Here is a 21460-nt window from a genome sequence, read left to right as displayed (position 1 = left end):
GATCATGTGCGGGCTGGCTGGTTTCCTCTCGACCTCGCTGCACCCCGGTGCCACCGCCGAGGTCATCACCTCGATGCTGTCGAACATCCACCACCGCGGGCCGGACGAGGCGGGCTACTACCTCGATGACGGCATGGCCATGGGGGCGGTGCGGCTGGCCATCGTCGACCTCGCCGGTGGCTCGCAACCCATGTCCGACCCCTCCGGGCGCTACTGGATATGCTTCAACGGCGAGATCTACAACCACATCGAACTCCGCGCGGAACTGGAGCGCCTCGGCCGCCCGTTCCGCACCGACCACTCCGACACCGAGGTCGTGCTCCAGGCCTGGATCCAGTGGGGGTCGGACTGCTTCACCCGGTTCAACGGCGCCTTCGCGGTCGCCATCAGGGACGCGGCGACCGGTGACCTGGTGCTGGCCCGCGACCGCTACGGCAAGCGCCCGCTGTTCTACGCCGACGCGGGCGGCGACTTCCTGTTCGCGTCCGAGATGAAGGCCTTCCGCGCCTTCCCCGGCTTCCGCTTCGAGTTCGACCCGAGGGAGCTGGCCACCACCTACGCCACGTGGACGCCGCTGCCCGACCGCACGCCGTTCCGGGGCGTGCGCCAGCTGCCGATGGGCTCCGTGCTGACCATCAGCGCGGGCCGCCGCTCGCTGCGCCCCTACGAGGACCTCGACTTCGACGTGCCCGGCTTCGACGGCACCGAGGACGAGGCGATCGACATGCTCCGGCAGACCCTGCGCACCAGCGTGGAGCTGCGGCTGCGCTCCGACGTCGAGGTCGGCGTCTACCTCAGCGGCGGCCTGGACTCCTCGATCGTGACGAGGCTGGCCACCCAGCTCTCCCCGTACGACGTCCGCACCTTCTCGGTGGCGTTCCAGGACAAGTCCTTCGACGAGTCCGACAGCCAGCGCCTGGTCGCCGAGCACCTGGGGACCCTGCACACCGCCGTGCCGATCACCAGCGAGGACATCACCGAGCACTTCCCGACCGCCGTGTACCACGCGGAGGTTCCGACCTTCCGCACCTCGTTCGTGCCGATGTTCCTGCTGTCCCGGCACGTCCGCGACGCGGGGATCAAGACCATCCTCAGCGGCGAGGGCGCCGACGAGGCCTTCCTCGGCTACTCGCTGTTCCGCGAGACCCTGCTGCGCGCGCGGTGGAACGAGCTGACCGACGGCGAGCGCCGCACCCGGCTGGCCGGCCTGCACCCGGAGCTGGAGCACTTCGGCTCCGCCCACCAGGCCCATCTGCTCGGCCTGTACCAGCAGTTCTCGGTGGAGCGGCTGCCGGGCCTGTTCTCCCACGAGATGCGGTACCAGAACGGGAGGTTCGCGGCCCGGCTGCTCGCCGACCGGATCGACCCGTTCGCCGACCTGCTCGACCTCGTCGCCGGGACGCCCGGCTACCCGGACATGCCCGCGATGCACAAGGCGCAGTGGCTGGAGTACAGGACGCTGCTGCCCGGATTCCTGCTGTCCACCCAGGGGGAGCGGGCCGCGCTGGCGCACAGCGTGGAGAACCGCTGCCCGTTCCTCGACCCGGCGGTGGTGCGCGCGGCCGCCTCGGTGAACCTGCGCTACGACGACGGCCAGGTCGAGAAGGCCATCCTGAAGAAGGCGTTCCGCGCCGAGCTCCCGGAATGGACCACCAGCCGCCCCAAGCAGCCCTACCGCGCGCCGGGCAGTGCCGCCTTCAAGGACAGCCGCCCGGACTACCTGGAACTGCTGCTGTCCGACCGCGAGTTGGCCGGGATCGGCTGCCTGGACGCCAAGTTCGCCCGGCGCCTGGTCGACAAGGTCATGACCTCGCCGGTGGAGGAGGTCAGCACCAAGGAGGACCAGACCTTCCTCTACCTGCTGACGACCGCCGTGCTCCACCAGCAGTTCGTGCGGGGCGGCGGTACGGCGCCGACCGGAGCGTCGAGCGCCGCGCTGAACCTGCGGACGACCGTGGACAACCGTCGTGCCGTGCAGCGGGTGGGGGAGAGCCGATGAACACCGACGACATCGCGATCATCGGGCTGGCCCTGCGGTTCCCCGGCTCCGACACCCTGGTCGAGCTGTTCGACCACCTCGCGGCCGGGCGCTCGCTGATCACCGAGGTGCCCGCCGAACGCTGGTCCAAGGAACGCTACTTCGGCGATCCGCGCAGCGGCGAGGAGAAGACGTACAGCGTCTGGGCCGGCTTCGTCGAGGACGCCGACCGCTTCGACGCCGCCTTCTTCAACATCTCCCCGCGCGAGGCGGAGACGATGGACCCGCAGCAGCGGTTCGCGCTGGAACTGGCCTGGAAGGCCATCGAGGACGCGGGCTACCGGGCGGGCGAACTCGCGGGCAGCCGCACGGGCGTCTTCATGGGCCTGTGCCACGGCGACTACGCCGAGCTGATCGAACGCGACGACGTGCCGACCGACGCCTACTTCCCGACCGGCACGGCCTACTCGATCGTCGCCAACCGGCTGTCCTACTACTTCGACTTCCACGGCCCCAGCATCGCCAACGACACCGCCTGCTCCAGCTCCCTGGTCTCGCTCTACGAGGCCGTCTCCGCCCTGCACAACGGCGACTGCGACCTGGCGCTGGCCGGCGGCGTGAACCTGTGCTGGTCGCCGAAGCTGTTCGTGGCGTTCAGCAAGGCGAGCATGCTCTCGCCCACCGGCCGCTCGCACGCCTTCGACCAGGACGCGGACGGCTTCGTCCGGGGCGAGGGCGGCGCCGTCCTGCTGCTCAAGCCGCTGGCCAGGGCGCTGGCGGACGGCGACCCGGTGCACGCGGTGATCAAGGGCGTCGGCACCAACCACGGCGGCAAGACCAACTCGCTGACCGTCACCAACCCGGCCGCCCAGGCCGCGCTGATCGAGGACGTCTACACCCGCGCCGGTGTGACGCCCGAGACGGTGAGCTACATCGAGGCCCACGGGCCCGGCACGCCGGTCGGCGACCCGATCGAGATCGTCGGCCTCAAGCGCGCCTTCCAGAGCCTGCACGACGCCCACGGGACGTCACCGCGGCCGGACAGCACCGGCATCGGCTCCATCAAGACCAACATCGGCCACCTGGAGTCGGCCGCGGGCGTGGCCGGCGTGGTCAAGGTGATCGGCGCGATGGCCGCCGGGACCCTCCCGGCGACGGTCAACTTCCGGACCAGGAACCAGCTGATCGACCTGGACGGCAGCCCGTTCTACATCGTCGGCGACACCCGGCCGTGGCCGGACGGCGACGGGGCGCCGCGCCGGGCCGGCGTCAGCTCGTTCGGGTTCGGCGGGACCAACGCCCACGTGCTGCTGGAGGAGCACGTCGGCGGGCCGGCCGACCGCACCGCCGAGCCCGCGGGGCCGTACGCCGTCCCGCTGTCGGCGAAGAACCTGGAGCGGCTGCGGGTGCTCGCGAGCGGCCTGCGGGACCACCTGCTGGCACCGGAGACCGCGCTGCGGCCGCGCCAGGCGCTGGCCGACATCGCCCACACGCTCCAGGTCGGCCGCGAAGCGATGCGGGTCAGGACCGTGCTCCTGGTCTCGGACCGGGAGCAGCTCGCGGCCGCGCTGGAGTCCGTCGCGGACGGCGAGGTGCGCAACCCCGCCGGAGCGGGGACCGAACTGGTCGCGGCGGCGCAGGACTGGGCGAACGGGGGCGGCGCCGACTGGCCCGGGCATCCCGGGGCGCGTCGCGTCCGGTTGCCGACCTACCCGTTCGCCAGGGACCGGCACTGGTACGTCACACCGCCCGCCGAGGCGCCGGGCGCCGCGCTGCTGCACCCGCTCGTCCACCGCAACACCTCCGACCTGGCGCAGCAGCGCTACACCTCCACGTTCACCGGCGCCGAGCCCTTCCTGGCCTCGCACCTGGTCCGCGGCCGGCGGGTGCTGCCCGCGGTCGCGTACCTGGAGATGGCGCGGGCCGCGGTGGAGCGCGCGGCGGCCCGGGAGGGCGCCGTCCGGCTGCGCGACCTCGCGTGGCTGCGGCCGGTCGTCGTCGGCGAACCGGTCGACGTGGACCTCGCGCTGACGCCGCGCGGGGACGCGATCGCGTTCGAGTTCCGGCAGGGCGAGACGGTCCACAGCACCGGCACCGCCGAACTGGTCACCCTGCCGGACCCGTCACCGCTGGACCTGGACGCCCTGCGCGCCGCCTGCCGCACCACCCGTGGCACCGACGAGGTCTACGCCGCCTTCCGCGCCCAGGGCCTGGAGTACGGCCCGGCCATGCGCGCGCTGCGCGGACTCCGGCTGGGCCGCGACGAGGCGATCGCCCGCATCCGGAGCACCGGCGCCGAGGGCTGCGTGCTGCCGCCGAGCGTCCTGGACGCCGCCTTCCAGACCTCCGTGGTCCTGACGGGCGCCGCCGCCGGCCCGACCCTGCCCTTCACCCTCGACGAACTCCAGGTGTACCGGCCCTGCCCGGCCGAGACCTGGGCCTGGGTGCGGCGCAGCGCCGGCTCCGGGTCGCTCACCACCTTCGACATCGACCTGTGCGACGGCGACGGCGTGATCAGCGCCAGCCTGCGGGGGCTCGCCCAGCGCACCACCGACGCGGGCCCGCGCGTCGTCACGGCGACCACCCGGTGGACCGACCGGTCGCTGGACGCGGACGGCGGCGCCACCCGCACCGCGCACCTCCTGACCCTGCCGGAGATCACCCGGGCGAGCCCGGCCGACGGCGTCGACGCCGCGACCGAGCAGGTGTTCGCCGAGGTCCAGCAGGTGCTCGCGTCCTCTCCCAAGACCGGGCACCGCTTCGTGGCCCTGGTCGACGCCCGGGTGCCGGCCCACTTCCACGCACCGCTGGCGGGCCTGTTCCGCACCGTCGCCCTGGAGAACCCGCTCGTCTCGGGCCGGGTCGTCCGGATCGCCGGCCTGGACGCGGCCTCCGCCGAGCAGCTCGCGCGGATCGTGCGGGAGGAGTGCGCCGACGACTCCGCCGACACCGAGGTCCGCTACACCGCCGACGGCACCCGGCAGGTGCTGGAGCCCGTCGAGACGCGACTGGACGCCGGACCGCAGGTGCCCGCGCTGCGGGCCGGCGGCGTCTACTGGGTCACCGGCGGTCTGGGCGGCATCGGCCGCCACCTCGCCCGCTACCTGGGCCGCGCGGGGGCGACGGTCGTCCTGAGCGGACGCTCCCCGGCGGGCTCGGTGGACGCCCTGCGCGCCGAAGGGGTCGACGCGCACTACCTGCCGGTCGACGTCGCCGACGCCGCGGGCGTGCGCGTCGCGGTCGACACGATCGTGCGCGAGCACGGGTCGCTCGACGGCGTCGTGCACGCGGCCGGCCTGCTGCGCGACCAGTACCTGTTGCGCAAGGACCTGGCCGACGTCCGCCTGGTGACGGCGCCGAAGGTCCGCGGCACGCTCAACCTCGACGCCGCCACCCGCCACCTCGACCTGGAGTTCTTCGCGCTCTTCTCCTCGGTCGCCGGCGTCTACGGCAGCCCGGGGCAGTCCGACTACTCGGCGGCCAACGCCTTCCTGGACGCCTTCGCCCGGCACCGCCGGACGCTGGTCGACGCGGGCGAGCGCAGCGGCCGGACCGTCGCGATCAGCTGGCCGCTGTGGGCCGACGGCGGCATGGCGCTGGACGAGGTCACCCGCGACTCCCTGCGCCGCGAGCGCGGCTGGGAGGACCTGCCCACCGAGGACGGGCTGCGCGCCTTCGGCCGGGCCCTGCTCGCCGACGCCCCCGCGCACCTCGTCGTCGCCTACGGCGCCAAGGCCACCCTGGCCGCGCAACGCCGGGCGGCCCCGGCCCCCGCGGCCCCGGTCACCGCCTCGTCCGCCACCTCGTCCGCCACCGCCGCGCCGTCAGGCGGCGCGGACGAGGGCGACCTGCTGCGGCGCACCGAGGAACTGCTCAGGGGAGTCGTCGCCGAGGTCCTGCGGCACGACCCGGAGCACATCGAGTCGACCACCAACCTCATCGAGTACGGCATCGACTCGCTGAGCATCCTCGGGGTGACCGCCCAGCTGGAGAAGGTGTTCGGACCGCTGTCCAAGACGATCTTCTTCGAGTACCTGAACATCGCCGAGGTGGCCGCGCACTTCGTGGAGACCCGGCGGGCGCAACTGGAGGCGGTGCTGGGGGAGACCGAGCAGGCCGAAACCCCGGAAGCCCCGAAAGCCTCGGAGCCATCGGAAGCCCCGGTCGTCCAGCCCGAAGCCCCGGCGGTCCGACCCGAGGCCCCGGCCACGCGGTTCGAGGCCCCGGCCGCGGCCGCCGTCACCGAGGTCCGCGAGCCCGCGCGCGACGACCGGCACGACATCGCGATCATCGGAGTGTCCGGCCGCTACCCCGGCGCCGACACGATGGACGAGCTGTGGGAGCTGCTGGAGAACGGCCGGCACACCTTCGAGGAAGTGCCCGCAGAGCGCTGGGGCCACGAGGCCATCCACGACAGCGACCGCTCCGTCCGCGGCAAGAGCGTGATCCGGACCGGGACCTTCCTGCGCGACCTCGACAAGTTCGACCCCCGCTACTTCCGGATCTCCAAGCGCGAGGCCGAGCAGATGTCCCCGGAGGTGCGGCTGTTCCTCCAGTCGGGCGTGGAGGCCCTGGAGGACGCCGGCTACTCGCGGCAGACCATCCAGCGCCGCTACCAGGGCGACGTCGGCGTGCTCGTGGGCACCATGAGCAACCACTACAACCTGTACGGCTTCCAGAACAGCCTGACCAGGGGCGCGCCGCAGAGCGGCAGCTACACCGGGACGCTGCCCAACATGCTGTCCTACTTCTACGGCCTGACCGGGCCGTCGATCTTCCTGGACACCATGTGCTCCGCCTCGTCGACGTGCGTGCACCAGGCCGTGCAGATGCTGCGGGCCGGCGAGTGCCGGATGGTCGTCGCGGGCGGTGTCAACCTGATGCTGCACCCGTACAACCTGATCACCTCCTCGGAGGAGCACTTCACCACCGGCACCTCCGACGTGATCCGCAGCTTCGGCCACGGCGTGGACGGCACCATCCTCGGCGAGGGCGTCGGCGCGGTCGTGCTCAAGCCGCTGGTCGACGCCGAGCGCGACGGCGACCACGTGTACGCCGTGATCAAGGGCACCGCCCTGTCCAACGCCGGGACGCGCAACGGCTTCACCGTGCCGAACCCGGGCATGCAGGCGCACGCGATCCAGAAGGCGATCGAGGACGCCGGCGTCGACCCGAGGACGATCGGCTACGTCGAGGGGCACGGCTCGGGCACCGCGCTGGGCGACCCGATCGAGGTCCGCGCCCTGACGTCGGCGTTCCGCAAGTACACCGAGGACCGCCAGTTCTGCGCCCTCGGCTCCGTCAAGGCCAACATGGGGCACCTGCTCGCGGCGGCCGGCATGATCGGCCTGGCCAAGGTGCTGCTCCAACTGCGGCACGGCAAGCTGGCGCCGTCCCTGCACAGCACGGAGCTCAACCCGGACATCGACTTCGCCGACACGCCCTTCCAGGTGCAGCAGAAGCTCGCCGACTGGCAGCCGATGGTCACCGAGGTGGACGGCCGCCAGGTCACCCACCCCCGGCGGGCCGGCATCACCTCGATCGGCGCCGGCGGCATGAACTCGCACATCATCCTTGAGGAGTACCCGGAACGGCCGGTGCGCCAAGAGCCCTTCGGCGAGCAGCTGTTCGTGTTCTCGGCGATGAACGAGGCCGCGCTCGGGCGCTACCTGGCCGTCTTCCGCGACCACCTCGCCGGGGCGCGGGAGGCCGACCTCCCCGACATCGCGTACACCCTGCGGGTCGGAAAGAACGAACTGCCGGACCGCTGGGCGTTCGTGGCGGGGGACCGGCGGTCCGCGCTGGCGGCCGTCGACGGCTACCTGGCCGGGCGGCGGGAGCTGCCCGCGCACGAACTCGCCGTCACCTGGGCCGGCGGCAAGACCGTCGACTGGGACCGACTGCCGACGGCACGCCGGGTGTCGCTGCCCGCCTACCCGTTCGAGAAGGTGCGCTGCTGGATCGAGCAGACCGACGGCGCACCGTCCGTGCTGGCCCCGCTGGCGCTGCGCGAGCGGCTGCACCCCTTCCTGGGGCGCAACGAATCCGACGTCCGGGGCCTGCGCTACGTCCTGGACGTCCACCTCACCGACCTGCTCGACTACGGCTACCGGCTGGCCAAGGCGCCGACCATCGTGCCCACCTTCGTGGTGGACCTCGCGCTGGCCGCCGCGAAGGTCAGCGGGTTCGCCGCCGAGGCGTCGGTCCACGACCTGCGCGTCCTGCGGCCGGTCGACTGGTCCACGACCACGCGGCTCGTCACGGAGTTCGCCGACGGCCACGGCCACGGCACCGTCCGGACCGGGGACGGGACGGCGGCGGTCGAGTTCACCGTGCGGGGGGCGGCCACGGCGCCGTCCGGCCGGGTCGATCCGACCGGACTGCGGGAGGTCCTCACCCGGGAGCAGTTCCTCGCCGAACTGGCCGAGGGCGGGCTGGACTACAAGCCGGCCTCGTGCGCGGTCGAGGGCGTGTTCCGCACGCCGGACGGCCGGACGGTGCTGACCATCGGCAGTCCCGCGTTCCAGCAGGACCACGTCCGGCGCAACGTCACCGTCGAGCCGTTCGTGCTCGCGGCGATCGCCCAGGGCGTGCAGTGGGAGGCCAAGCGCGCCGGGGCGCCGGACTGGACCCTGGTCGCGCTCAACCGGATCGCGGAGATCCGGGTGCGGGCCGGTTCGCCGGTCACGCACGTGGTCCTCGGCGACGACCGGATCCTGCTGCTCGGGGGCGCGGGCGAGGTCGTCGGGGAGCTGGCCGGGGTGCGGCGCGGTACCGGAGGGGTGGCGCCGGGCGACCGTCCGGCGCCGCAGGCCCGCCCGGTGCGAGAGCGGGAGCCGGTCGTACCGGCCGAGCAGGAGGTGCCAGTGGTGTCGGCAGTACCAGTGGTGTCGGCGGTGTCGGGTGTCGTGGACGTCCTGCGCTCCATCGCCGCCGAGATCCTCAAGTTCGAGCCGGAGGAGCTCGACCCCGGTACCGGACTGGACGCGTTCGGCTTCGACTCCATCTCGCTGGTGACCTTCGCGAAGGAGATCCACGAGCGGTTCGGGGTCGTGGTCAGCCCGGCGGTGTTCTTCGACGTCAGCACCCTGGAGGCGCTGGGCGCCCACCTGGTCGACGAGCACGGTGCCACGGCGAAGGCCGAGGCCACGGCCGAGGCCAAGATCAGCGCCGAGGTCAAGGTCGAACCCCAGCCCCAGCCCGAGCCCCAAGCCCAGCCCGAGCCGGAGCCGGTCCGCACCGGGCCCGACCCGCGCCGGCCGATCGCCGTCATCGGCGCGGCCGGGCGCTTCCCGGGCGCCCGCGACCTGGACGAGTACTGGGCGAACCTGCTGGCGGGCAAGGACTCCGTCACCGCGTTCCCGCTGCACCGCTACGACGAGGAGCAGCGCAAGGCCATCGAGGCCCAGGACTTCCCCCAGCGGATCGGGGCCCTGGACGACGTCGACGCCTTCGACGCCGGATTCTTCCGCATCCTGCCGCGTGAAGCCGAACTGATGGACCCGCAGCACCGCCTCGTCCTGGAGACGGTCTGGCAGGCGCTGGAGGACAGCGCGTACCGGCCCGCCGACCTGCCGACCAACACGGGCGTCTTCATCGGCGTCACCGGCAACGACTACGCGACGCTGCTCGCCACGCTCGGCGTGCGACCGGACGCCTTCACCTCGACCGGCACCACGCACTCGATCCTGGCCAACCGCATCTCGTACCTGCTCGACGTGCGCGGCCCGAGCGAACCGATCGACACGGCCTGCTCCAGCTCGCTGGTGGCGGTGCACCGCGCGATCGAGGCGATCCGCTCCGGCACCTGCGACCTGGCCGTCGCGGGCGGGGTCAACGTGCTGCTCAGCACGGACACCTTCGTCAGCGCGCACCGCGCGGGCATGCTCAGCCCGGACGGCCTCTGCAAGACCTTCGACGCGGGCGCGAACGGCTACGTCCGGGGCGAGGGCGTCGGGGTGGTGGTGCTCAAGTCGCTGGCGGCGGCGGAGCGCGACGGTGACGCGATCCTCGGGGTGATCCGGGGCAGCGCGTACAACCACGGCGGCCGGGCCAACTCGCTGACCGCGCCGAACGCCGACGCCCAGGCCGAACTGGTGACGGCCGCCGTCGGTGACCTCGACCCGGACACCATCGGCTACATCGAGACCCACGGCACCGGCACCGCCCTCGGCGATCCGGTGGAGGTCCGGGCGCTGCGCACCGCGTTCCGCCGACTGGGCCGCAGCGACGACGGGGCGTGCGGCCTCGGCTCGGTCAAGACCAACATCGGCCACCTGGAGTCGGCCGCAGGCATCGCCGGGCTGCTGAAGGTGCTGCTCGCGCTCAAGCACGGCGTGCTGCCCGCGACTCAGCACCTCCAGGAGGTCAACCCGTACATCGAACTGGCCGGCGGCCCGTTCCACATCGTGCGGGACAACGAGGCCTGGCCGCGCCCCCGCAGCGGTGCCGGCGGCCCCGCGCCGCGGCGTGCCGGGGTGAGCAGCTTCGGGTTCGGCGGCGTCAACGCCCATGTGGTCGTCGAGGAGTACGTGCGCGGCGACCGGGACGGGGAGGGCGACGGCGGGCCGGTCGCGGTGCCGCTGTCGGCCCGCACCGCCCGGCAGCTGACCGACCGGGCCCGGGGCCTGCTCGCCTACCTGGAGTCCCCGGAGTCGGAGCAGGTGTCGCTGCGGTCCGTCGCCTGGAGCCTCCAGGTGGGCCGCGAGGAGATGGCGGAGCGGGCCGGCTGGGTCGTCTCGTCCCGTGCCGAACTCGCGGACGCGCTCAGGGCGTTCGTCACCACCGGCGAGCGCGGAGCCGAGCCGGAGCCGATCGGGCGGTGGGTCGGCGGGGGCGCCGTCGACTGGCGTTCGCTGCTCGGCGACGGCACGCCCCGGCGCGCGCACCTGCCCGGATACCCGTTCGCCCGGGACCGCTTCTGGGCCCCCGGCACCCGGCAGGAGGTCGGCACGACCCTGCTGACCGCCCGCTGGACGCCGACGCCGGCCGCCGCGACCGGCCGGTACGACCGGCGCGTCGTCGTGCTGTGCGGGGTCGACGGGGAGGTGCCCGAGGCGATCCGCCTCGACTCGGCCAAGCAGCGGCCGGAGAGCCGGTTCCGCGACCTGTCGTGGCAACTGCTGGAGACCGTCCGCGGCCTCGACGCCCGGGACGGCAGCACGCTCGTCCAGGTCGTCACGGCGGACCTCGCTCTCGCGGGCCTGCTGCGGACCGCCACCAAGGAGAACCCGCGGATCGTCGGCCAGGTCATCGGCATCGAAGGCGTCCACGGCGTCCACGGCACCGACCTGGCCGCCGTCGTCGCCGAGAACGCCCGCGCCGCCGACGATCTGGTGCTCTACCGCGACGGCGTCCGGCACACTCGCGGCTGGGCCCCGGCCGAACTCCCGGGTACGGGTACGGGTGCGGGTACGGCCTCCGGCACGCCCTGGCGGGACGGCGGCGTCTACCTGATCACCGGCGGGGCCGGCGGGATCGGCGCCTCGACGGCCCGGCGCATCGCCGCCGACGTCCGGCGGCCGACCGTCGTGCTGGCCGGCCGCTCGCCGCAGGACGGCCGGATCGACCGCCTGCTCGCAGAGTTGCGGCAGGCCGGCGCGGACGCGAGGTACGTGCGCGCCGACGTCTCCCGCTGGGAGGAGGTGCGGCACCTGGTCGCCGAGGCGGGCGCCGTCACCGGCATCGTGCACGCCGCCGGCGTGGTGCGGGACGCGCTGCTCGCGGACAAGACCGCCGAGCAGTGGGACGAGGTCCTGGCGACCAAGGCGGACGCTCTCGTGCACCTCGACCGGGCCACCGGGCACTGCCCGCTGGAGTTCGTGCTGACCTTCTCCTCGGGCGCCGCGATCACCGGCAACCCGGGGCAGTCCGACTACGCGACCGCCAACGCCTTCCTCGACGAGTTCGCCACCACGCGCAACGCGCGGGTCGCGGAGGGGCTGCGCCGCGGGCGCACCCTGTCCATCGCCTGGCCGCTGTGGGAGGACGGTGGCATGCAGGTCGGCGAGCGGACCCGGGCCTACCTGTGGGAGGACCGGGGGCTGGCGCCGATGCCCACGGAAGCCGGGCTCACGGCGCTGGTCGACGCCTGGAACGCGGGGGCGGACCAGGTGTGGGTGCACCACGGCGACCCGACGCGGGTGCCGACCGGAACGCCGGCCCCGGCCGCCGCACCGGCTCCCGCGCCGACAACTCCCGCGCTGACAACTCCCGTGCCGACGGCTCCCGTCCGTGGTGCCGACCCGAACGTCCTCGGCCACCTCCTCGCGCTGTTCGCCGAGGTCAGCGGGCTCGCCCCGGGCGCGGTCGACCCCGACCGTTCGCTGGTCGACATCGGCCTGGACTCGGTGATGGTCATCCAGCTCAACCGGGAGCTGGTGCGGACCTACCCCGAGGTCTCCTCGACGATCTTCTACGAGCACCCGAACCTGCGGGCCGTGGCCGGTCAACTCGCCGGCCTCCGGCGGGAACCGGCGCACCAGCGGCCGGTCACGGCCGACCCGGCGGTGGCGGGCGACCAGCCTGCGGCGGCAGCCGAACAGCGGGCCACCGTCGCGCAGCCGGCCGCCCTCTCCGACCAGCCCGCGCCCGGCGCCGACGACCCGATCGCGGTGATCGGGCTGAGCGGCCGCTACCCGGGCGCCGCCGACCTGGACGAGTTCTGGGAGAACCTGACGGCGGGCCGCGACTGCGTCCGCGAGGTGGACCGCTGGCCGCTGGACGGCTTCTTCGAGCCGGACCGCAACACGGCGGTGGCCACCGGCCGCAGCTACAGCAAGTGGGGCGGCTTCCTGGACGACTTCGCCGCGTTCGACCCCCGGTTCTTCGGCATCGCCCCGCGCGACGCCTACGCCATGGACCCGCAGGAGCGGCTGTTCGTGCAGGCGGCGTGGGAGGTGCTGGAGGACGCCGGGTACACGAGGGCGCGCCTCGCCGAGCGCCACGCCCACGGGGTCGGGGTGTTCGCGGGCGTCACCAAGGTCGGCCACGCCCGGCACGAGGTGGGCCGGCTGCCCTCGGGCGAACTCGTGGTGCCCGGCCTGTCGTTCGCCTCGCTGAGCGCCCGCGCCTCCTACCTGCTCGACCTGCGCGGGCCGAGCCTGACGATCGACACCATGTGCTCGGCGTCGCTGACCGCGATCCACGAGGCCTGCGAGCAACTCCGGCGCGGCGCCTGCGAGGTGGCGATCGCCGGTGGCGTGAACCTCTACGCGCACCCGCTGGACTACGTCGAGCTGTGCCGCTCCGGGATGCTCTCGCCCGACCAGCACTGCCGCAGCTTCGGCACCGGCGGCCACGGGTTCGTGCCCGGCGAGGGCGTCGGGTGCGTGCTGCTCAAGCCGCTGTCCCGCGCGGTGGCCGACGGGGACCGCGTGCTCGCGGTGATCCGGGGCTCGGGCGTCAACCACGGCGGCCGTTCCACCGGCTACACCGTGCCGAGCCCGGTCGCCCAGGCCGACGTCGTCCGGCGGGCGCTGGACCAGGCCGGGATCTCCGCCCGGCAGGTCGGCTACGTCGAGGCGCACGGCACCGGCACCGAGCTGGGCGACCCGATCGAGATCACGGGCCTGACCAAGGCCTTCGAACAGGACACCGCGGAGCGGCAGTTCTGCGCGATCGGCTCGGTGAAGTCCGGCATCGGCCACCTGGAGGCCGCGGCCGGGGTGGCCGGCCTGACGAAGGTCCTGCTCCAGCTCAAGCACCGGCAACTCGTCCCGAGCCTGCACGCCGAACAGCTCAACCCGAACATCAGCTTCGAACGGACCCCGTTCCGGGTCCAGCGCGAACTGAGCCCGTGGCACTCCGACGGCCCGCGCATCGCGGCGGTGTCGTCCTTCGGAGCCGGGGGCTCGAACGCGCACGTGATCGTCGAGGAGTATTCCGTGCAGCCCACCGACGGCGCGATCAACGGCGCCGAACAAGCCCGACAACCCCAACAGGCCGAGCAGGCCGAACACGTCGTCGTCCTCTCCGCGAGGACTCCCGACCAGCTCACCGCGTCCGTCGACCGGCTGGCCGGGTTCCTCGACCGCAACCCGGACACCGCCCTCGCCGACCTGGCCTTCACGCTCCAGGTCGGGCGGGAGGCGATGGCCGAGCGGTACGCGGTCGCCGTCTCGTCGACGGCGGAGCTGAGGGCCGCCCTGCGGGCCGGCCAGGGGCACCGGGGCACCGCCGGGGCGTCCGGCGGACTGCTCGCCGAGATCGCCGGTGACGACGACCTCCAGGAACTGCTGGTCCGGCAGTGGATCGCGGCCGGCAAGCTGTCCAAGCTCGCGGCGCTGTGGGCGGCCGGTACCGAGGTGGACTGGGAGCGCCTGCACCAGGGCGCGCCGCGCCGGGTGGTGTCGCTGCCGACGTACCCGTTCGCCAAGGAGCGGTTCTGGATCGGCGACCTGGCCCGGCAGGCGCCGGCCCCCGCACTCGCGGCCGCACCCGAGCCCGTGCCGACGCCCGTGCCGGTCGCGATGCCGGCCGCGGCGCCGATCGCGGCACCGGTCGTCCAACCCGCCGTCACGCACAGGGGATTGGACGAGATCGTGCCCGCCGTGGTGCGGGAGAAGATCGCCCGCGCGCTGGCCATGGAGGTCGAGGAGGTCGAGGGCGGGCTGGCGTTCGCCGACTACGGCCTGGACTCGATCCTGGCGATCCGCGTGGTGGACCAGCTCAACGGCGCGCTGACGCTCGACCTGCCGACGAGCGTGGTCTTCGACTTCAGCACGGCCGACCGGCTGGCCGAGCACCTGCTCGCCGAGTACCGGGGCGTCATCGTCCACACGGAGGGCGCGCCGGAGCCGGCCGACGCACGGGAGAGCGCCGCGCCACCGGTCGCGCAGCCCGTACGGCCCGTGGTGGCCGGGCAGCCGCACAGCGGCACCGGGAGCTCGGAGCGCGGGCCGATCGCGGTGATCGGCATGAGCGGCCGCTTCGCCGGCGCCGACTCGCTGGACGAACTCTGGACGCACCTGGCCGACGGCGACGACCTGGTCACCGGGACGACCCGGTTCGACCTCGACGGCCTGAGCGCCTGCACCCGGGGCGGCTTCCTCGACCGCATCGACGAGTTCGACGCGATGTTCTTCAACATCTCCGGCACCGAGGCCGCGGTGATGGACCCGCAGCAGCGGCTGCTGCTCGAAGAGTCCTGGAAGGCCCTGGAGGACGCCGGCTACGCGGGCCGGATGGGCCGGGCGCGCTGCGGCGTCTACGTCGGGGCGTGGGCCGGCGACTACCAGGGGCTGCTGGATCCGGAGGCGCCGGCGCAGACCCTGTGGGGCAACATGACCTCGGTCATCCCGAGCCGGGTGTCGTACTTCCTCGACCTCAAGGGCCAGGCGATCGCCGTCGACACGTCGTGCTCCAGCTCGCTGGTGGCGATCGACCTGGCGTGCAAGGACCTGTGGTCCGGCGAGACCTCGATGGCGCTGGCGGGCGGGGTTTTCCTCCAGTCCACGCCGCGGCTGTACCGGCTCGCGGGCCGCGCCGGGATGCTGTCGCCGACCGGCCGCTGCCACACCTTCGACCACCGCGCCGACGGCTTCGTGCCCGGCGAGGGCGTCGGGGTCGTGGTCCTCAAGCGGCTCGCGGACGCGCTGGCCGACGGCGACCACATCCACGGCGTGATCAAGGCCAGCGGCGTCAACCAGGACGGCGCCACCAACGGGATCACCGCGCCGAGTTCGGTGTCCCAGGAGAGCCTGCTCGGCGAGGTGTACGAGCGGTTCGGCGTCGACGTGGAGCGGATCGGACTCGTCGAGGCGCACGGCACCGGCACCAAGCTCGGCGACCCGATCGAGTTCCAGGCGCTGAACCGGGCGTTCCGCGCCCGCACCGACCGGACGGAGTACTGCGCGGTCGGCTCGCTGAAGACCAACATCGGCCACACCCAGTTCGCGGCGGGCATCGCGGGCGTGCTGAAGGTGCTGCTGGCGATCAAGCACCGGAAGATCCCCGCCTCGCTGCACTTCGAGACCGCCAACGAGGCGATCCCGCTGGCGGGAAGCCCGTTCTACCTGAGCACCCGCACCCACGACTGGGAGAGCCCCGCCGGGGTGCCGCGCTGCGGGGTGGTGAGCTCCTTCGGCGCCAGCGGCACCAATGCGCACCTGGTGATCGAGGAGGCCCCGGCCGTCGCCGACACCGCCGTGCGCACCGCCGCCGCGCCGCGGACGGACCACGTGGTGGTCCTCTCGGCGCAGACGGAGGAGCAACTCCTCGAACAGCGGCGCCGGTTGGCGCTCCACGTCCGCGCCCACGCGTCGATCGACCTCGGCGACCTCGCCTACACCCTGGCCGTCGGCCGGGAGCGCTTCGCCCACCGCTTCGCCTGCGTGGTCCGCGACCGCGACGAGCTGATCCGGGTGCTGGACGGCACCGTCCCGGCCCGGCTGCCCGACGACGACCGGGCGCCGGCCGAGGGCCGACGCATACCGCTGCCGACCTACCCGTTCGCCCGCGACCGCCACTGGGCCCCGACCGGCGACGGCAACGGCAGCAGCGACAGCGGCGCCAGTGCCAGTGCCAGCGCCAGCGGCAACGGCAACGGCGACAACGTCACGCTGACCCGCACGGACGCCCTGCTGCGCGACCACGTGGTGCAGGGCCGTCACCTCCTGCCCGCGGTCGCCTACCTCGAACTCGCCCGCAAGGCGCTGGGCGCCACCCGGGTGCGGATGCGCAACGTCACGTGGGTGCAGCCGCTGGAGGTCGCGGACACCCCGGTCGACGTCCGGGTCGACGTCCGCGCGAGCGAGCAGGGCGGGCACCGGTTCGAGATCGGCACCGGCTCCACCGTGTGCTGCGAGGGCGCCATCGCACCGTCCGACGCCCCGCGCCCGGCACCGGTCGACCTCGCCGCGCTGCGCGCGGACTGCCGGGAGACCGTGTCCGGCGAGCGGATCCACGAGGCCCTGGTGGCGATGGGCATCGACCACGGCCCGAGCCTGCGGGCGATCCGGCAGGCGCACGTCGGCTCCGGCCTCGTCCTCGCAGAACTCGCCCTGCCCGACTCGGCCGAGCCCGGACCGCTGGCGCCCGCGATGCTGGACTCGGCGATCCAGGCGGCCGTCGCACCCCACCTCACCGGCATGCGGGACACCGCCGTGCCGTTCGCCCTGGACCGGCTCGACCTGTTCGCCCCGTGCCGGGCGGCGATGTGGGCCGTGGTGCGCGGCGGCGCGGCCGGGCCGCTCGACAAGCTCGACATCGACCTGGTCGACGCCGACGGTGCGGTCTGCGTGCGGCTGACCGGCTACACCTCGCGCCGCACCGTCCGGAGCGAGCCCGCGCTGTACGCGCCCGTCTGGGACTCGATCACCGCGACCGACGCGCCCGTGCCCGCCCGCACCGACCGGGTCCTGGTCGTCGGCGGACCGGCACCGCTCGACGGCGCCCTGACCTGGCCGCTGCCGCCGTCCGCCTCCGTCGAGGAGGCGACCGCCGCACTGCGCGACCTCGGACCGGTCGACCACCTGGTCTGGACGGCGCCCGAGCCCAAGCTCGACCCCGTCGACGCCGCCGGGTACACGGCCGCCCAGAACGACGGCGTCGTCGCCGCGTTCCGCCTGATCAAGGCACTGATCGGAGCCGGGTACGACGCCCGGCCGCTGGGGATCACGCTGGTCACCACCCGCGCGCTCGCCACCCACGCCGACGACCCCGTCCAGCCGGCGCACGCCGGGCTGCACGGCCTGTTCGGCTCCCTGGGGCGCGAGTACGAGCAGTGGACCGTCCGGCGCGTCGACCTGGACGGCCCCGACTGGCCCGCCGACCTCACCGCCCTGCCCGCCCGCTCCTCCGAGGACGCCTGGGTCCGACGGGCTGGCCAGTGGCTGGCCCGGCACTGGGCGCCGTGCGAGGCGCCCGCGAAACCGGTCTACCGCGAGGGCGGCGTCTACGTGGTGATCGGCGGCGCCGGCGGCCTGGGCACCGCCTGGACCCAGCACGTGGTGCGGCAGTACGGCGCGCACGTCACCTGGATCGGCCGCAGCGCACCCGACGCGGCCATCGAGGAACGGCTCCGCTCCGTCCAGGGGCGCGGCACCGTCCGCTACCTCAGCGCCGACGCCGGGGACCCGGCCGCGCTGCGCCGGGCCGTCGACGAGGTCAAGGAGCGCCACCCGCGGATCGACGGGGTCGTGCAGGCCGCGCTCGTCCTGCGGGACAGCACCTTCGCCCGGATGGACGAGGCCACCCTGCGCGCGGGGCTGGCGGCCAAGGTCGACGTCACGACGGCGATGGCCGAGGTCCTCGACGGCGAGCACCTGGACTTCGCCGTGCTGCTGTCGTCGATGCAGTCCTTCACGACGGCGGCCGGCCAGGGCAACTACGCGGCAGGCTGCACCTTCAGCGACGCCTACGCGCACGCGCTCGGACAGCACTGGGACACCCCCGTCAGGGTCATGAACTGGGGCTGGTGGGGCAACCTCGGGAGCGTCACCTCCGAGTTCTACCGGGAGCGGCTGAGCCGGGTCGGCCTGGTGTCGATCGAGCCGCGCGAGGGGCTCGCCGCCCTGGACGCCCTGCTCGGCGGGGACCAGCGGCAGCTGGCCTTCGTGAAGACCAACCAGCACAACACCCTGGCGAACTTCGACCGCGCCACCCAGGTCACCGTGCACGGCCGGACGCCCTCCCGGGTGCGCGGCGAGCTGCTGCTCGCGCCGGAGAGCGTGGACGGCCTGATGGACGAGGTGGTGCGGTGGCGCCGCACCGAGCGGGACCCGTGGCTGGCGAAGGTCCTGGCGGCCCAGCTGGCGACCGTCGACCACACCGCGATCCTGCCGGTGTACGCCGACTGGCTGGAGCACGCCCGGCGGGCCACCGTCCAGGCCGGGCCGGCGGAGGGCGTGCTCGCGGAGACCGTGCTCGCGCAGTGGGACCGGCAGTGCGAGTCCTGGTCGGCCGACGCCGACCGCAAGGCCGAACTGCGGCTGGCCTCCGCGATGCTCCGGGCGCTCCCGGACATCGTGACCGGCCGGACCAGGCCCACCGACGTCATGTTCCCGCGCGGTTCGGTGGAGCTGGTGGAGGGCTGCTACCGCAACAACCACGTCGCGGACGTGTTCAACCGCGCCATGTCCGGCGCCGCCGTCGCCGTCGTGTCGGAGCGGCTGCGCCGTGAACCGGGCGCGCGGCTGCGGATCCTGGAGATCGGCGCCGGCACCGGCGGCACCAGCGCCGGGATGTTCGCCGCGCTCAAGCCGTACCAGGAGAGCATCGAGACGTACGTCTACACGGACCTCTCCAAGGCCTTCCTCAACCACGCCCGCGCCACCTACGGGCCGGGCGTGCCCTACCTGGACTGCCGACTGCTCAACATCGAACGGCCGCTGGCCGGGCAGGACGTCGGCGAGGGCGGGTTCGACCTGGTGATCGCCGCCAACGTGCTGCACGCGACCAAGGACACCCGCAACACCCTGCGCAACGCCAAGGCCGCGATGCGGGCCGGCGGGTGGCTGCTGCTGAACGAGCTGTCGGCCTTCGACCTGTTCAGCCACGTCACCTTCGGGCTGCTGGAAGGCTGGTGGCTGTTCGACGACCGCTCGCTGCGGATCCCGGGCTCGCCGGCGCTGTCGCCGGAGAACTGGCGGGACGTGCTGGCGGGGGAGGGCTTCGGGACGGTCGTGTTCCCGCTGCCGCAGGCGCTGCCGCTGGGACAGCAGATCATCGCGGCGGAGAGCGACGGGGTGGCCCGGCAGGCGGTCGGGACCAGGCCGAAGGGCGTCACCCGGCCGGTGCCGGCTGCGGCGCCTGCCGCGGCAACTGTCGCGGCGCCTGTTGCCGTGCCTGCCGTGGTACCTGGTGCGGCACCTGCCGTGGTGCCGACGCCACGGCCGGAGCCCGTGCCCGCCCCGGCGGCCGCGAGCCCCGCGCCCGCTCCCACGCCCGCGCCCGCTCCCGCCGCCGCACCGGCGTCGCGCTCCGACCTCCCGGCGCTCATCCTCGACAAGGCCGCGGCCGTGCTCGGCATCCCGGCCGAGCGGATCGACACCGCGGCCCCGCTCACCCAGTACGGCCTGGACTCGATCCTGGTCCTCCAGCTCACCAACGCCCTGCGCGAGGAGTTCGGCGACGACGTCTCGGCCACCCTGCTCTTCGACGTCGAGACCGTCGACGGCCTGTGCGCCCACTTCGCCGGTGCCGGGGCCGCCGCGACGGCCACGGCGGATGCCCAGGCCGGCCCGGCGGGCGAGCGGTGGAACCTCTCATGCGGCCAGCTGACCATGTACCGCGACCAGCAGGGCTCGCCGGAGTCGACCGCCTACAACCTCCCGCTCCTCTTCGAGATCCACGGCGAGCTGGACGAAGCCGCCCTGGAGCGGGCGATCCGTGCCCAGAGCGGCATCCACCCGGTGCTGAGCGCCGTCTTCGGCGAGCGGGACGGCGTGCCGTTCATGGACATCGACCCGGGCCGGGCGCCGTCCTTCGAACGGGTCGACCTCACGGCCACCAAGCGCGCCGCCCAACTGGCCGGGCTGCGGGACTTGGTGAACCTCCCGTTCGACCTGGCGACGGGCCCGCTGGTCCGCGCGCACCTGGTCTCCCTCGCCGGGGGGCGGCGCCTGCTGCTGATCACCGCGCACCACATCCTGCTGGACGGCACGTCCACGGCGGTCCTGATCCGCACGCTCAAGGAGGCCTACCAGGGCCGGGGGAGCCTGAGCCGCACGAGCTACGGCGACTTCGTCGCCTGGGAGGAGGCGCTGCTCGCCGGCCCGCGGGCACGGCAGCACCGGGACTACTGGCTGCGGGAGCTGGCAGGTCATCGACCGGCGCTCGCGCTGCCCTACGACCGGCCGTACGACCCCAAGCGGATGCCCCGGGTGGACGTGGCGACGGTCAAGCTGCCGCCGCCGCTGGCCGCCGCCCTGGCCGACGCGGCGCGCGAGCACCGGGTCAGCGTCGCCACCGTGCTGTTCGCGACGTACGTGCGGTTCCTGCACCGGCTGACCGGGCAGGACGACCTGGTCCTCGGCATGACGGCGGTCGCCCGCTACGAGGAGCGGTTCCAGGACGTCGTCGGCCAGTTCGCGAACTGCCTGCCGATCCGCTGCACGGCCGTCGGCGGCTTCCCCGAGCTGCTGAAGTCCCTGCAGCGCAAGGTGGTCGGCGGCATCGAGCACGGCGGCTACCCGCTGCTGGAGATCGCCCGGGCCGTGGGCGCGGACGACGAACCGCTGGTGCTGACCAACTTCCTGTTCCAGAACTTCGACGGCGCCGACCTGCTGACCAACGCGGCCCCGGCCGCGTCCGGCGAGTTGGACCTGCGGCTGTTCGACGACCTGCCCTACGCCGGGGAGTACGTCCTCGCCGCCGAGTCCTACCGGGACGGCGAGGGGTTCAAGGTCTTCCTCAAGTACGACGCGAACGTCTTCGACGAGGCCACCGCGCGGCGCATGACGGAGGAGTGGTACGCGGTCATCCGCAAGGAGCTGGGCCTGCGGTAGGCCGTTCCGCAGGCCGCCCCCGAAGCCTGAAACC

Annotated in this window: 2 protein-coding genes; both read left to right on the top strand. The window is 73.7% G+C overall.

Annotated elements, in window-relative coordinates:
• The first annotated feature begins 4 nt into the window (after positions 1-4).
• Complete coding sequence (gene asnB / locus ACFVTF_RS37410) at positions 5-1999, top strand: asparagine synthase (glutamine-hydrolyzing) (protein WP_387818634.1); 1995 nt, start codon at positions 5-7, stop codon at positions 1997-1999.
• Entirely contained in the window at positions 1996-21426 is a 19431-nt protein-coding gene (locus tag ACFVTF_RS37405) for an SDR family NAD(P)-dependent oxidoreductase (RefSeq protein WP_387818632.1), read from the top strand. Before asnB ends, ACFVTF_RS37405 begins: the two co-directional genes overlap by 4 nt.
• The last annotated feature ends 34 nt before the right edge of the window (positions 21427-21460 follow it).

Source organism: Kitasatospora sp. NPDC057940 (genome assembly GCF_042887425.1).
Lineage (GTDB): Bacteria > Actinomycetota > Actinomycetes > Streptomycetales > Streptomycetaceae > Kitasatospora.
This window is presented reverse-complemented; position numbering and strand designations above follow the sequence as displayed.

Excerpts from the sequence above, each read along its gene's own strand:
- asnB (WP_387818634.1), top strand. The coding sequence starts at position 5 with ATGTGCGGGCTGGCTGGTTTCCTCTCGACCTCGCTGCACCCCGGTGCC.
- ACFVTF_RS37405 (WP_387818632.1), top strand. The coding sequence starts at position 1,996 with ATGAACACCGACGACATCGCGATCATCGGGCTGGCCCTGCGGTTCCCC.